Source organism: Streptomyces sp. NPDC004629, from assembly GCF_042873595.1.
Taxonomy (GTDB): domain Bacteria; phylum Actinomycetota; class Actinomycetes; order Streptomycetales; family Streptomycetaceae; genus Streptomyces.
Genome location: NZ_JBIALO010000010.1, coordinates 286,797 through 301,476, shown reverse-complemented (window position 1 = coordinate 301,476; position 14,680 = coordinate 286,797). Strand labels below are relative to the sequence as shown.

The following is a 14,680-nucleotide window of genomic DNA, read 5'->3' as shown; positions in this document are numbered from 1 at the left end:
GGTCAGGTGGCGGGCAGGGCGGCGGCGAGCAGTACGACGCCCAGCGAGCCGACCAGCGACATGACGGCCAAGGCGCGGGCCAGTTCGGCACGGCCCTTCGCGTACGCGATGCCATGCCCGGCCGCCGCGAGCATCACCAGCACGAACAGCGCGAGTTTGGTGGCGAGGGTGCGCCCGTAGCCGGGATCGGCGAGCGATGCCCAGGTGACGCCCCGGTGCCAGGCCATGGCCCACCCGGTGCCCAGTTGCAGGGGCAGGAACACGGTCCCGGTCAGCAGCCCGAACCGGCGGCCGGCCGCTGCCGCGAAGCGGTCCCTGGCGTCCGCGGCCAGCATCCGCCGGGCGAGCGGCAGCACGACCAGGGTCAGGGCGAGCTGCCCGCCGACCCACAGCACGGCTCCGGTGACGTGCAGGAAGCGGACCAGGGACCACAGGCCGACGGTGCCCATCACCGGCTCACCTCCACCATGCCCATCGCCCCGGCCTCGGCGTGGCGCATGTCGTGGTCGACGAAGGAGTAGTGCCCGGCGGCGGGGAACGTCGTCTCGACGAAGCCGCCTTGGGCCACCGCGAGGTCCAGTGCCTGCGAACCGCCGGGCCCTCCGCGTTCGAGCAGGTAGGCGCCCTCCTTGTACACGGTGTCGAAGACGGTGCCGACGATGTGGAAGGAGATGCCGTCGCCGGGCCCCGCGGCCACCACCCAGAAACGGGCCCGCTCGCCTGCCCGCAGCGTGAGCGGTGCCTTCGCGTACTGGGCGGCGATGCCGTTGAACACCCAGGCGTCCGGGGTTCCCTGACGCATCTTCGTCACCTGTGCCGCGCTGCCGGGGGTGCCCAGGTACAGCTCGGAGGAGACCAGCACGTACTCGTGGTCCACTGCCGCCAGGCCGGGTGGGTCGATGATGACGGCGCCGTACATGCCGTTGCCCAGGTGCTGGAGCATCGGTGCCGTGCTGCAGTGGTAGAGCCATGCACCGGCCCTGTCGGCGCGGAAGCGGTAGACCAGCCGCTGACCGGGCTGGATGGTGCGCATCGCCCGGTCGGGGGCGAGGGATCCGGGGTGGAAATCGATGCCGTGGCCCATGGTGGGGTCGTCGTTGACGAGGGTGATCTCGAAGACGTCGCCCACCTTGCCGCGCAGGGTGGGGCCGGGTGCGGTGCCGCCGAAGGTCCACATCTGCTGCTCGACGCCGGGGGCGACCTCGACCGTCCGGCGGACGGCACGCAGTTCTGCCTTGTGCACCGTTCCGCCGGGAGCGGGGGCCAGGTCCGCGTCGCGGGGCCGCCACCCGTGGGAGAAGTCGGGGGCGAGGTCCAGCGTGCCGGCGCCGGTGCCCGTGCCGGACATGTCGTGCCCCGCCATGGTGCCGCCGGTGCTGTGCCGCACGACGATGTCGAGGGTCATTCCGGCGGCCCGGTGTCCGGGCAGTGTGCACCAGGCGGTGCGGTCCTCGGTGACCGGCCCGAGATCGAGGGTGCGGCTCTCGCCGCGGGACAGGAGCGGGGTCGCCGGGCCGCCGTCCACCTTGAGGTCGTGGCGCTGGACGTCCTTGTTGGTGACCCTCAGCTTCAGTCCGGTACCTGCGCTCACCTCGATCCGGCTGGGGCGGATGCGCATGTTCGCCAGGGTGACGTCCACGGTGCGTGTGACGGTCGCGCCCCCGTGCTCCGTCCCGGCTGCGGCGGCCGGCCGTTCCGTGGAGCCGCCGCTGTTGGCCACCAGCACGGCCAGCACGATCAGTACGGCACCCCCCGCGGTGCCCAGCAGGGCCGGCCGTCGGGAGGAACCGCCCTCCCGCACCCGGCCGCCTCCTCGGACGAGGACGCGGACCGTGCGGACGATGAAGGCCGCTCCGGCCGCCCCGGCCAGGAGCATGCCGACCGTGCCGGCGAAAGCGGGCAGCGGCAGCGCCAGCAGCGCGACGCCACCGTTGAGGACCGCCGAGCGGACCTGCCAGCCCCGTTCCAGCACCGTGCGCAGCGCGGCGCGCTCCTTCGGGCCGCCCGCGAGCACGATGGGCAGCAGATACATCAGTGCGCCGATGAGGATCTGCGCGACGAACCCGATGAGGAACACCGGTACGCGTGACCCCACGGCCTCCGCCGCCTCGTCGAGCGGCCGCACGGCGAGGATGCCCGCGTCGGCGGCCACACCCACGCACAGCCATGCGGCGGCCGCACCCAGCGTCCAGGCCGCCGCCGTCGACACCGGGCGCCGCCCGCGTACCGTCCGGATGAACAGTTCCATCGCCACGGCCACGCCCACGGCGTACACCGCGACACCGACGAGGCCGGGCCGGCGCAGGCCCGCCGCGAGTGCGGCCACCGCGCTCAGCAGTCCGCCGGCGGTCAGCCCGAGCACCCAGCGCGCGACCCGGGTCGTGCGCTCGGCCATGCGCACACCCAGTACGGTGGGCCAGAGCATGAACAACGTGCCCAGCACGGGCAGTCCGATCCAGCCCAGCAGGGCGACGTGGAGGTGGGCCAGCCGTAGCCCGGTGGAGTGACGCGGACCGGCGTGACCGGTGGCCAGCAGCCCGCCCAGCACCGCACCGGCGATCAGCGCCGCCGTGCCGACCCGGTAGAAGCCGACGACAGGCGCGAGACGTCCGCCCAGCGCACCCCGGCCGAGGCGCACCAGGACCACCAGATGGGCGGTGAGAGCGATCACCAGCAGCGCGCACGCGGCGCCCGTCAGGACCGGCCGGTCCGCCCACACCCCGAGCACCACACCGGCCACGGCGAGGTTGACGCAGGCCAGCCGGGTATCGCTCCAGCGTTCGTCGGGGCGGCGGGCGTGCAGCAGGGCGACGGCGAAGTGCTCGCTCCAGACCATGATGGCGGTGGTGGCGGCGCCGAGCAGGAACAGATGGATCGCCAGCCAGCGGGCGACGGGCAGCGTCTGCTGGGCGGTGGCCGCGAGCAACGCCAGAGCCGTCCATGCCGATACGGCGATGTGGGCGCGCAGATGACGGGCCTTCAGGCCGGATTGCCTGAACCTGCTGGGGTAGCGACCTTGGGTGGTGTCGGGTCGGTCGGGCCGACTGGTCACGTGGCTTCCTGGTGCTTCGCGCGGTGTGGGGACGGGGGATGAGGAAACCGGCGGGTCACCGGTGCGTCGTGGGGGCGCCGCCGGACAGCAGCGCGGCCAGTTCCCGTTGGTGGGGAAAGGACCCGGGCCGGTAGCCGCACCAGGGTTCCTCGGCGAAGGGATCGCCGGTGACGCCGTAGGCCCGCGAGCGGGAGCCGCCGCAGACACGGCGGAACTCGCACGATCCGCATCGGCCGCCGAGCCGGTCGGCGTCCCGTAGGCCGGTGAACAGCTGTGAGGTGCGGTAGATCTCGGGCAGGGGTGTCTCGCGCACGCTGCCCGCCCCGAGGGGCAGAAAGCCGCTGGGGTGCACGGTGCCGGTGTGCGAGACGAAGACGAAGCCACGGCCCGCGTTGACGTCCAGCGGCGGCCGGCGCGCCCGGCGGCCTCGGGTGTCCAGGCCCAACTCGGCGGCCCGGTCGCGCAGTCGCCGGTACAGCGGCCCGAGTTGCAGCGCCGCGGTGTGGTCCTCGCCGGCGTCCGCGAGCACCTTCCTCTGGAGTGCGACGCGTCGGAAGTGGTGTGCCTCGGTCGTCTTGGCGGGCACGGTCAGGCCCACGTCGTACACGAAGTTCAGGATGTCCTCGGCCTCGGCCGGGGTGAGCGCGCCGAGTTGCCCGCCGCGGCCGGTGGGCACCAGGAAGAAGGCGCTCCACAGCATCACGCCGTGGTCGGCGACCAGGCGGACGATGTCCGGCAGGTCGTGCAGGTTGTGCCGGGTGACCGTCGTGTTGATCTGTACCTTCATGCCGAGGGTGCGGGCGGTGTCCCAGGCGTCGAGGGTCCAGCGGTACACCCCGGGTACGCCCCGGAATCCGTCGTGCAGTTCGGCCGTGGAGCCGTCCAGGCTGAGCGAGAGCCCGACGGCACCGGCCTCGTGCACGGCACGCAGCCGGTCGGGGGTGAGCGTGGGGGTGCCGGAGGGGGACACGGCGACGCGGACGCCCGCCTCTTCGCCGTACGCGATCAGCTCCAGCAGGTCGGGGCGCTGGAAGGGGTCCCCGCCTGTGATCACGAAGAGCGGGGCGGGCTGCCCGAACGCGGCCACCTGACGCATCAGTTCCTGCGCGGCCGCGGTGTCCAGTTCCCGCGGGTCACGGTCGGGCACGGCCTCGGCTCGGCAGTGCAGGCAGGCCAGGGGGCAGGCCCGGGTGGACTCCCAGATCACGATGAACGGCTTGTCCGCGACGTTCTGGTGCTGTCGGCGGATCACTCGGGCGGCGCTCACCGGGCCCTCCGCGTGCGCTGGGTGCGGATCGTACGTCCGGCCGCCCGGGAGTCAGGGCAGACGTGGCGGGCGGCCGGACCGTGACCGGTCCGGCCCCTGCGCAGCACCCGTGTCGGGGGACGGCCGTGTGGACAGCCGCTCGGATGCTGGTTGCAGTAGTGCACGGGACACCTCCGGATCGGTCGAGAACCAGCATTCGGCATCGGGCGCCCGGGGCGCGGCGGCCGATGAGCCCTTCGGCATGGGCCGAGGGTCCCTCGTTCCGGCGGCCGCGGCAGGGCCGGACGGGCCGTCAGGAAGCACACTGGAAAGACCCGCCCCGCAGGCTTCCCATCCCGGCAACTTCCTTTGCCGGAACGGAACATGCCCGAGCGGATCGGTCCTGGACGGCCCGGCGGAAAGGACGTTCATGCCCCGTTGACGTCAGTGGGCCGCCGACCTGACGGTCGGCGGCCCAATCGGGTCAGCGCGGGTGGGGCCGGGCAGATCAGTGGTGGTGCCGGTCCGCACCCAAGGTGTGCGCCGTCGCGACCAGCGCCGCGCCGAGGCCGGTCAGCGCCCCGCCCAGGCCCATGACCAGCGTGGTGAGCTGCCAGGCCTGGTAGGCGGACAGCAGGGAGCCGCGCAGGGTTTCGCCCATGAAGGCGGTCTGGCGCAACTGGATGAGTTTTTCGTCGTCGTTCCCGGTGGCGTGCAGCTCTTCGGTGATCTCTGCGTAGGTGCGGCCGCCGGTCGCCTGGACGACATGGTCCTTGATCAGCTCGGCGTATGCGTGGGCCTGGGGGCCGGTCTGCACATGGTGCCCGGTGAAGGGGGCGAGGTGGGCCGGCAGTCCGTGCCGGGGGAACGTGATTTTCTGTGCGGCCAGTTCGCTGCGGATCTCCTTGCGGCCCTTGCGGCCCTGCACCAGCATGACGGGTCCGGCGGCCACCAGGGCCGCGCCGACCGTCCTGACCAGTGCGCCGGTCCAGTGGTGTGCTCTGTCCATGACGTGCCTTCCTGTCCTCTCACGTGATGGGCGCGTCCGCGGACGCCCGTGCATCCGGGTCCGGGACCCGGCGGGCATGCGCCGTGGCGCCGGGTCAGCGACGGCTGAGGCTCAGCCGCCAGGCTTCGGGACCCCGCTGCAGATACTCGACCGCGAAGAGGCCGGGTGTGCGCTGTTCCATCTGTGCGAGCAGCGGCAACGGGTCGTGCGGCGCGATGAGCACCATGGCTCGTCCGGCCGGGACGGTGTCGAGCGCGCCGAAGGCCGTGCCGTGGCGCAGGGCGTGGGGCACTGACCGCAGGTCCAGTTCGGGCACGGTCGCCTCCTGCGCACCGCCGCATCCACAGCCTCCGCCACCTCCACAGCCGCCGCCGCAGCCACCGCTCTCCTCGACCTCTTTGCCGGTTATATCCTTGTCCGTCCCTGAACCCCTGGATCCGAAACTGCGGCCGGTGGCCGTGTCCTGCGCAAGCCGGGCACGCAGGTCCGCGAGCAGCGCGGCAAGCCGGACGCCGGGTGCCACGGCGAGCAGCGGCAGCACGAGGCCGTTCTCCTTGGCGACGTGTTCTTCGAAGAGCACGTGCAGGGCCCGGGCGTCGGCGGCGGCGCCGATCGGGCCGGGCGCGGCCCGCAAGGCGTCGACCAGCGCGATCAGACAGCCGTGCTCCGCGCTCAGGCTCTCGATGAGCAGACGGCTGTCGGGAAGACGGCGCGCGACGGGGTAGAGCACGGACTCCGCGGCGGCGGCATGCGGCAGGAGTTCGCGCTCGCAGAAGGCGACGAGCGCGGCGCGGATCTTCTCCGCGGCACGGGGATCGCGGTCCACGGCGGTGAGCAGCACCGTCACATGCCCGCTCAACTCGCCTGCGAGACGGTCGTTGTGGCCTGCTGCGGCTTCGAGAGCCGCAGCGTCCTCGGGGGCCGACGCAAGGGTGAGAGCACTCATGAAGGTCTCTCCAGCGGTTCACAGCCGGACCAGCCGGCCGGTACGGGTAGAGGCGGCTCGCCCGCCACGCCCCCTGACGCGAGCGGCGCCCCGGGCGGCCAGGCACAGAGACGGGCGCCGGACGCGGGGACGTGGCGGACAACCGTCCGGCCGCGGCACGGGAACAGGCACGGGGCCGGACGGTGACCGGACCGGGAATGCGCCGTGCCTGACGCGGCCCTGGACACGAGAAGACGTGGCCGGACAAGCCCGGACCCGACGGTCCGTGAACGCTCCCGGCCGGTCACAGGCCAGCATCGCCGGGTCGCGGCCGTCGGCACGTGGGCCGACCGGTCCCCCCGCACCGCCTACCGGCCCCTGATCACGCTCCGGAACAGGGCCGAACGGCCGTCCGCGGAGCGGGAACCCGAGCGTGGACCGCTTCAGATGAGCACGCGGTCCGTCCCACGTGGCCGGTGCCGCATCCGCGCCGCCCGTTGCATCGGCACGACGGGTGGGACCTGGGTCCCGGTGCGGCAGGTGAGGTCCGGGCCGGAAGGGCTGCGGGTCAGGGCCGTTCGGCCCCAGGCTCCGGACCAGGTCAACGCCTAGCGTTCCTGACCATGGAGAACGACAAGATCGTGCGGCCGGCGCAGCGGCGCGCGGACGAGGGATGGCCGCTGGCCGCCCGCAGGCTGCTGACCCGCCGCGAGGTGTCGGCCGACGGACGCGCCGTCTTCGGAGAAGGCGACCCGAAGTGGGAGGGCTTCTACCGGGACCGCTGGGCGCACGACAAGGTGGTGCGGTCCACGCACGGCGTCAACTGCACCGGTTCCTGCTCGTGGATGGTGTACGTCAAGGACGGGATCATCACCTGGGAGCACCAGGCCACCGACTACCCGTCGATCGGCGCCGACTGCCCCGAGTACGAGCCTCGCGGCTGCCCGCGCGGGGCGTCGTTCTCCTGGTACACCTACTCCCCGAGCCGGGTCCGTTACCCGTATGTGCGGGGCGCGCTGCTGAAGCTGTGGCGCGAGGCCCGGCGCCGGCTCGGCGACCCGGTGGCGGCCTGGGCGGAGATCACCGGCGACCCGGCGAAGGCCCGCGCCTACAAGCGGGCCCGCGGCAAGGGCGGCCTGGTGCGCGCCGACTGGGACGAGGTCACCGAGCTGGTCGCCGCCGCCCATGTGCACACCATCAAGAGGTACGGTCCCGACCGGGTGGCGGGCTTCTCCCCCATCCCGGCGATGTCCATGGCGTCCTTCGCGGCCGGCGCCCGTTTCATGTCGCTGATCGGCGGGACGCTCCTGTCGTTCTACGACTGGTACGCCGACCTGCCGGTCGCCTCGCCGCAGGTCTTCGGCGACCAGACGGACGTGCCCGAGGCGGCCGACTGGTGGAACGCGGGGTATCTCGTGATGTGGGGCTCCAACATCCCGGTCACCCGCACGCCTGACGCGCACTTCCTGACGGAGACCCGCTACAACGGAACCAAGGTCGTCGCGGTCAGCCCCGACTACGCCGACAACGTCAAACACGCCGACGAGTGGATGGCCCCGCACCCCGGCACGGACGGCGCGCTGGCGATGGCGATGGGGCATGTGATCCTGCGCGAGTTCCTGGTCGACCGCGATGTGCCGTACTTCCGGGACTATCTGCGCACCTTCACCGACGCGCCGTTCCTGGTGGCCCTGCGCGAACACGAGCGGGGGCTGGTCCCGGACGGGTTCCTGACCGCCGCCGACCTCGGGCACGACACGGAACACGCCGGGTCCAAGACCGTGCTCCTGGACGCGGCAACCGGTGAACCGGTCGTGCCGAACGGCTCGCTCGGCTTCCGCTGGGGGACGGCCGAGCAGGGCCGCTGGAACCTCGAACTGAACGACATCACACCCGCGTTGAGCCTGCTGGAGGGTGCGCAGGACACGGCTGCCGTGGCGCTGCCCCGTTTCGACGAGGGCGGCACGGAAGGCGGTTCGGTGATGGTGCGCGGTGTGCCCGTGCGCAGGATCGGCGGGCGCCTGGTCACCACGGTGTTCGACCTGATGCTGGCGCAGTACGGGGTGCGGCGGCCGGGTCTGCCGGGCAACTGGCCGTCCTCGTACGACGACGCGTCTCAGCCGTACACACCGGCCTGGCAGGAGACCATCACCTCGGTGCCGGCCCAGCAGGCCACCCGTATCGCGCGGGAGTTCGCCCGCAACGCCGAACGCACCCGGGGCCGCTCCATGATCGCCATGGGTGCGGGCACGAACCACTGGTTCCACTCCGACACCATCTACCGCGCCTTCCTCGCGCTGACCACCATGACCGGCTGCCAGGGCGTCAACGGCGGCGGCTGGGCGCACTACGTCGGCCAGGAGAAGGTCCGTCCGCTGACCGGCTTCCAGCATCTGGCCTTCGCCTTCGACTGGCAGCGGCCCACCCGGCACATGGCGGGCACGTCGTACTGGTACCTGAATTCGGACCAGTGGCGCTACGAGGCGTTCGGGCCCGAGGAGCTGGCCTCCCCGCTCGGTGACGGGCGGTTCGAGGGCAAGGGTTTCGCCGACTGCCTGGCGCAGGCGGTGCGGCTGGGCTGGACACCCGGTCACCCCGGTTTCAACCGCAACCCGCTCGATCTGACGGACGAGGCTGCGGCCAGGGGCCGCGGGGTCGCCGAGCACATCGTCGACGAACTCAAGGCGAACCGGCTGAAGTTCGCCGTCGAGGACCCCGACGACCCGGCCAACTTCCCGCGGGTCCTGACGGTGTGGCGGGCGAATCTGCTCGGCTCCTCCGGCAAGGGCAACGAGTACTTCCTGCGGCATCTGCTGGGCACGGACGCGGCCGTACGCTCCGCACAGACCCCGCCCGAGCAGCGGCCGAAGGACGTGGTGTGGCGCGAGGATGCGCCCGAGGGCAAGTTGGACCTGCTCGTCTGCATGGACTTCCGGATGACGTCCACCGGGCTGATGGCCGACGTGGTCCTGCCGGCCGCGACCTGGTACGAGAAGGACGACCTGTCCAGCACGGACATGCACCCCTTCGTGCACGCCTTCACCCCGGCCATCGCCCCGCCCTGGCAGGCCCGCACCGACTACGACACGTTCCTGACGATCGCCGACAGGTTCAGCGAACTGGCCGCCGGGCACCTGGGCACCCGCACCGACGTCCTCGCCGTGCCGCTCACGCACGACACCCCCGACGAACTCGCCCAGCCGGGCGGGGTGGTACGGGACTGGAAGGCCGGGGAGTGCGAGCCGGTCCCCGGGCGGACCATGCCGAAACTCGTGGTCGTCGAACGGGACTACGCCGCGACCGCGCAGAAGATGCGCGCCGTGGGCCCCCTGTTCGACACCCTGGGCACCACCACCAAGGGCATCACCGTCCACCCGGACCGGGAACTGGAGGAGCTGCGGCACCGCTGCGGGACCGTGCGGGACGGGATCGCCGCCGGGCGGCCCTCGCTGGCCACCGCCTCCGACATGTGCGAGGCGATCCTCGCCCTGTCCGGCACCACCAACGGGCGCCTGGCCACCGAGGGCTTCCGCGAGATGGAGCGGCAGACCGGCAGCGGGGGCCTGGTGGAGCTGGCCCTTGAACGTGAGGCCGAGCGGATCACCTTCGCCGACACCCGCACCCAGCCGCGCTCCGTGATGACCTCCTACGAGTGGTCGGGATCGGAGACCGGCGGCCGGCGCTACTCGCCGTTCGTCATCAACACCGAGCACAAGAAGCCCTGGCACACGCTCACCGGTCGGCAGCACTTCTTCGTCCAGCACGACTGGATAGCGGAACTCGGCGAACAACTGCCCGCCTACCGGCCCCCGTTGAACGCGATTCGGCACTACGGCGACGAGCAACTGCACGAGGACGGCCGGGCGGAGGTCACGGTCCGCTATCTGACCCCGCACTCCAAGTGGTCCATCCACTCGAACTACCAGGACAACAAGTACATGCTCGACCTGTCCCGCGGTGGCCCGGTGATCTGGATGTCCACCGCCGACGCCGCCAGGATCGGCGTCAAGGACAACGAGTGGATCGAGGCGTACAACCGCAACGGCGTCGTCGCCGCCCGTGCCGTGGTCACCCACCGGATGCCCGAGGGCACCGTGTACATGTACCACGCCCAGGACCGCACGGTGAACGTGCCGAAGACCGAGGTCAGCGGCAAGCGGGGCGGTATCCACAACTCGCTGACCCGGCTGCTGCTCAAGCCCACCCATCTCGCGGGCGGCTTCGCGCAGTTCACCTACGCCTTCAACTACTACGGCCCGACCGGCAACCAGCGCGACGAGGTCACCGTCGTCCGCCGTCGCGATCAGCAAGTGGAGTACTGAGATGCGTGTGATGGCCCAAGTGGCGATGGTGATGAACCTGGACAAGTGCATCGGCTGCCACACCTGTTCGGTCACCTGCAAGCAGACGTGGACCAACCGCACCGGCGTCGAGTACGCCTGGTTCAACAACGTCGAGACGAAGCCCGGTGTCGGCTATCCGCGCCGCTACGAGGACCAGGAACACTGGAAGGGCGGCTGGACGCTCGACAGGCGCGGCCGGCTCGTGCTGCGCTCCGGAGGCCGGGTCAGGCGGCTGCTGTCCCTCTTCTCCAACCCGGACCTGCCGAGCATCGAGGACTACTACGAGCCGGTCACCTACGACTACGACAACCTGGTCAACGCCCCGGCCGGCAAGGACGTCCCGGTCGCCCGCCCCCGCTCGGTCCTCACCGGGCGGCCCACCGCCATCACCTGGGGCGCCAACTGGGAGGACGGGCTCGGCGGCGCACCCGAGCACGCGGGCGGCGACCCCAACCTGACCGGCGCCTGGGCCGAGAAGGTGAAGTTCGAGTTCGAGCAGACCTTCCTCTTCCATCTGCCCCGGCTGTGCGAGCACTGCCTCAACCCGGCCTGCGTCTCCGCCTGTCCGTCCGGCGCGATGTACAAGCGGGCCGAGGACGGCATCGTCCTGGTCGACCAGGACCGCTGCCGTGGCTGGCGGATGTGCGTGACGGCCTGCCCGTACAAGAAGGTGTACGTCAACCACGCCACCGGCAAGGCCGAGAAGTGCACCTTCTGCTTCCCGCGCATCGAGGCCGGGCAGCCCACCGTCTGCTCCGAGACCTGCGTCGGCCGGCTGCGCTACCTGGGACTGCTGCTGTACGACGCCGACCGGGTCGGCGAGGCCGCGGCCACCCCCAACGAGCAGGACCTCCTCGACGCCCAGCGCGGTGTCTTCCTCGACCCGCACGACCCCGAGGTGATCGCGGCCGCCCGTGCCTCCGGCATCCCGGAGGACTGGCTGGACGCGGCCCGCCGCTCCCCGGTGTACGCCCTGGTCGCGAAGTACCGGGTCGCCCTGCCGCTGCATCCCGAGTACCGCACCCTGCCGATGGTCTGGTATGTGCCCCCGCTCTCCCCCGTCCTCGACGCCGTCGACGCGGCAGGCGGCAACCAGGACGATCCCGACCACGTCTTCGCCGCCGTCACCCGGCTGCGCATCCCGCTGGAATACCTGGCGGAGTTGTTCACCGCCGGGGACACCGACGTCGTCGCCGGCGTGCTGATGAAGCTCACCGCGCTGCGCTCGTACATGCGCGAACGCACCCTCGGCGAGGCGGGTGACGAGACCGTCCTGAAGGCGGTCTCGCTCACCGCCGGCGAGGCGGAGGACCTGCACCGGCTGCTGGCCGTCGCCAAGTACGCCGACCGGTACGTGGTCCCCGCCGCTCACAAGGAGGACGCCGCCGCCCTGACCGCGATGGAGAACCGCTGCCCGGTCGAGACGTCCGGCGAACCGACGCCGTCCGGCGGCCGGAGCGTGCTGCTCGGCATTCCCACCCTGCGCCGCAACACCGCCGGAGGCCGTCCATGAGCCCGCTGCCCGCGTCGATCCCCGCCATCGTCCGCACCCGCGTCCGCGCGGCCGTACGCCGCCCGGCGCCCCGCACACCCGAGGAGGACGAGGCGCGCACCCTGCTGCTGCGGCTGTGCTCGCTGCTGCTGCAGTACCCGGACACCGAACTCGCCGCCGCCCGGCCCGTGCTCACCGCGACGGTCGACGCGCTGCCGGCCTCACCCGCCGCCACGCATCTGGCCGCCTTCACCACCTGGTTCGCCGGCCAGGAGCAGGAGGCCCTGGAGCAGCACTACGTCGCGACGTTCGACCTGCGCCGCAGGAGCAGCCTCTACCTCACCTACTACCTGCACGGCGACACCCGCCGCCGCGGCATGGCCCTGCTCACCCTGAACCAGCGGTACCGCGCCGCGGGCTGGGACATCGACGGCGGTGAACTGCCCGACCACCTGCCGGTCGTCCTGGAGTTCGCCGCCCTGGCCGGTCCGGGGCGCGGCGAGGCACCGCTGCGCCAGCACCGGCGAGGGCTGGAGTTGATCCACCGCGCCCTGGCCGACGCGGACTCGCCCTACCGGCACGTCCTGGCCGCGCTGTTCACGCTGCTGCCACCGCCCACCGAGGCCGACCGGGCCGCGGTGGACCGGCTCGTCACCGAGGGCCCGCCGAACGAAGAGGTCGGCCTCGCCCCCTACGGGGACTACGGCCACGGCGAGTTCGCCCCGCCGGGCACCTTCGTGCCACCGGCGCCCGCCCCGCCGACCCGCGTACCGCCCGCCCCGACCAGCCGTACGGAAGGCCCCCGATGAACGCCGTACCCGACCCCCTGGCCGCCGCCTCGGCGAGCGGCACCGATCTGCTCCTGTGGGTCGCCGTCCCCTACGTCTGCCTCGCCGTCTTCCTGGCCGGGCACGTCTGGCGCTACCGGCACGACCAGTTCGGCTGGACCTCCCGCACCAGCCAGCTCCTCGAACACCGGTGGCTGCGCTGGGGCAGCCCGCTGTTCCATCTGGGCGCCTTCATGGTGATCGCCGGGCATGTGGGCGGGCTGGTGGTGCCCGCCTCCTGGACCGAGGCGGCCGGCATCAGCGAGCACGCCTACCACACCACGGCCGTCTGGGCGGGCTCGGTGGCGGGCGTGGCCATGGTCACCGGCCTGGGCATGCTGTCCGCCCGCCGGCTGCTGACCCGCCGGATCCGTCTGGGCACCGACCGCAGCGACAAACTCCTCTTCCCGCTGCTGTCCGCCACGGTCCTGCTGGGCATCACCGCCACCGCCGCGCACAACGTCTTCGGACCCGGCTACGACTACCGGCAGACCGTCTCCGTCTGGTTCCGTGGCGTCTTCACCCTCCAGCCGCAGCCCGAGGCGATGGCCGGTGCGCCGCTGCTGTTCCAGCTGCACGCCCTGACCGCCTTCCTCCTCTTCGCGGTCTGGCCCTTCACCCGGCTCGTGCACGTGTGGAGCGTCCCGATCGGCTACCTGGTGAGGCCCTACCTGGTCTACCGGCGGCGTGCCACCCCGGCCGCGACGCCCGCGCACCGGTCCCGGCCGGCCTCCACCTCCCGGCGCCCCGTATGAGTCACGGATCCGCGCTCGCGCCGGACCCCACGTCCGCGCGGGCCGCGCCTGCCGTGGGAGCGAGCCGCCGCACGGGCCTGGTCATGCTGCTGACCGGGATCGTCGGCTGGCTCGCCTCCTTCGAGCTGACCGTGGACGACTGGCGGCTGCTCCGTGACCCCGCCTATCAGCCGCCCTGCAACATCAGCCCGGTCGTGAGTTGCGGCAGCGTCATGTCCAGCCCGGAGGGCCGCCTGTTCGGCTTCCCCAACATGCTGCTCGGGCTGGGTGGCTTCGCCGCCGTGACCGCCCTGGGCGTCGCCGTGCTGTCCGGGGCGCGCCTGCACCGCAGGCTGTGGCTGGCGCTGGACGCCGGGGCGCTGGCCGGAGTGGTGTTCGTGCACTGGCTGATGGGGCAGTCGCTCTACGGGCTGGGCAAGATCTGCCCCTACTGCGCCGTCGTCTGGGTCGCCACCATCGCGCTGTTCTGGTATCTGACCCTGCACTGCCTGGAACGGGGAGTCGTCCCCGCTCCCCGGGGCATGCTGGACTTCCTCCGGGACACGCACGGAATGCTGCTCACCGCCTGGTACGGGGTGATCGCCCTGCTGGTTCTCACCCGCTTCTGGCCGTACTGGAGCAGCCTGCTGTAGCCGGCCACAGGCCATGACAGTTTGAAGACACACAGCGCGCGGCCCTCGGTCGAGGGCCGCGCAGAGGAAGGAACGATGATCGTGGACGACGTACTGAAGGAATGGACGGCCGCCGTGCAGGCCGATCTGGGAATCGACCTCGAAGTCGACCGGGACCTGCTGCTCGCCCTCGCGGGGAAGGCCGCTCACGGCGTCGCCCGGCCGGCCGCCCCGCTGACGACGTTCCTGGTCGGATATGCGGCGGGGCGTGCGGGCGGCGGCCCCGAAGCGGTGGCCGCCGCGGCCCGGCGCGCCACGGCACTCGCCGCCCGCTGGGCCGACGAGACCGACCGCGGCGCCGGGTCCGCAGGCGCATGACAGGCACCCGCAGTGCGCGCGCCGGGCGATACGCGGCGTCTT

10 protein-coding genes and 1 pseudogene are annotated in these 14,680 nt (G+C 72.2%); 6 read left to right on the top strand and 5 right to left on the bottom strand.

Features of this window, described 5'->3' with window-relative positions:
- Nucleotides 1-2: 2 nt before the first annotated feature.
- The 5 genes from ACFYTE_RS18085 to ACFYTE_RS18065 all read right to left on the bottom strand — a co-directional run bounded on the left by ACFYTE_RS18085 (nucleotide 3) and on the right by ACFYTE_RS18065 (nucleotide 6,253).
- On the bottom strand, nucleotides 3-449 hold the full coding sequence (locus ACFYTE_RS18085; RefSeq protein WP_388710722.1) for a hypothetical protein: 447 nt from the start codon (nucleotides 447-449) through the stop codon (nucleotides 3-5).
- Entirely contained in the window at nucleotides 449-3,052 is a 2,604-nt protein-coding gene (locus ACFYTE_RS18080; RefSeq protein WP_388710719.1) for a multicopper oxidase domain-containing protein, read from the bottom strand. Before ACFYTE_RS18080 ends, ACFYTE_RS18085 begins: the two co-directional genes overlap by 1 nt.
- A 55-nt stretch (nucleotides 3,053-3,107) precedes the next feature.
- Nucleotides 3,108-4,319: a TIGR04053 family radical SAM/SPASM domain-containing protein gene (locus ACFYTE_RS18075; RefSeq protein ID WP_388710717.1), complete on the bottom strand. Its 1,212-nt coding sequence runs from the start codon at nucleotides 4,317-4,319 to the stop codon at nucleotides 3,108-3,110.
- A 487-nt stretch (nucleotides 4,320-4,806) separates the two neighbouring features.
- Nucleotides 4,807-5,307: a hypothetical protein gene (locus ACFYTE_RS18070; RefSeq protein WP_388710714.1), complete on the bottom strand. Its 501-nt coding sequence runs from the start codon at nucleotides 5,305-5,307 to the stop codon at nucleotides 4,807-4,809.
- Between the two features lie 94 nt (nucleotides 5,308-5,401).
- Nucleotides 5,402-6,253, bottom strand: coding sequence for a DUF2249 domain-containing protein (locus ACFYTE_RS18065; protein ID WP_388710712.1), 852 nt, complete (start codon nucleotides 6,251-6,253; stop codon nucleotides 5,402-5,404).
- 602 nt (nucleotides 6,254-6,855) lie between these two features.
- Between ACFYTE_RS18065 and ACFYTE_RS18060 the strand changes: the two genes are divergently transcribed.
- From ACFYTE_RS18060 to ACFYTE_RS18035, 6 genes and pseudogenes are all read left to right on the top strand, one after another.
- The gene (locus tag ACFYTE_RS18060; protein ID WP_388710709.1) at nucleotides 6,856-10,554 is read left to right on the top strand and encodes a nitrate reductase subunit alpha; all 3,699 of its coding nucleotides are present in this window, start codon (nucleotides 6,856-6,858) and stop codon (nucleotides 10,552-10,554) included.
- A 1-nt stretch (nucleotide 10,555) separates the two neighbouring features.
- The gene (narH, locus tag ACFYTE_RS18055; RefSeq protein WP_388710706.1) at nucleotides 10,556-12,088 is read left to right on the top strand and encodes a nitrate reductase subunit beta; all 1,533 of its coding nucleotides are present in this window, start codon (nucleotides 10,556-10,558) and stop codon (nucleotides 12,086-12,088) included.
- Entirely contained in the window at nucleotides 12,085-12,876 is a 792-nt protein-coding gene (narJ, locus tag ACFYTE_RS18050) for a nitrate reductase molybdenum cofactor assembly chaperone (protein WP_388710703.1), read from the top strand. Before narH ends, narJ begins: the two co-directional genes overlap by 4 nt.
- Nucleotides 12,873-13,649 (top strand): respiratory nitrate reductase subunit gamma, encoded by a 777-nt coding sequence (gene narI / locus ACFYTE_RS18045; RefSeq protein WP_388710701.1) that lies wholly within the window; start codon nucleotides 12,873-12,875, stop codon nucleotides 13,647-13,649. Before narJ ends, narI begins: the two co-directional genes overlap by 4 nt.
- Nucleotides 13,646-14,281: a vitamin K epoxide reductase family protein gene (locus ACFYTE_RS18040; protein ID WP_388710698.1), complete on the top strand. Its 636-nt coding sequence runs from the start codon at nucleotides 13,646-13,648 to the stop codon at nucleotides 14,279-14,281. Before narI ends, ACFYTE_RS18040 begins: the two co-directional genes overlap by 4 nt.
- A 90-nt stretch (nucleotides 14,282-14,371) precedes the next feature.
- Nucleotides 14,372-14,638: pseudogene (locus ACFYTE_RS18035) on the top strand (DUF6457 domain-containing protein); the annotation flags it as partial.
- Nucleotides 14,639-14,680: the final 42 nt, after the last annotated feature.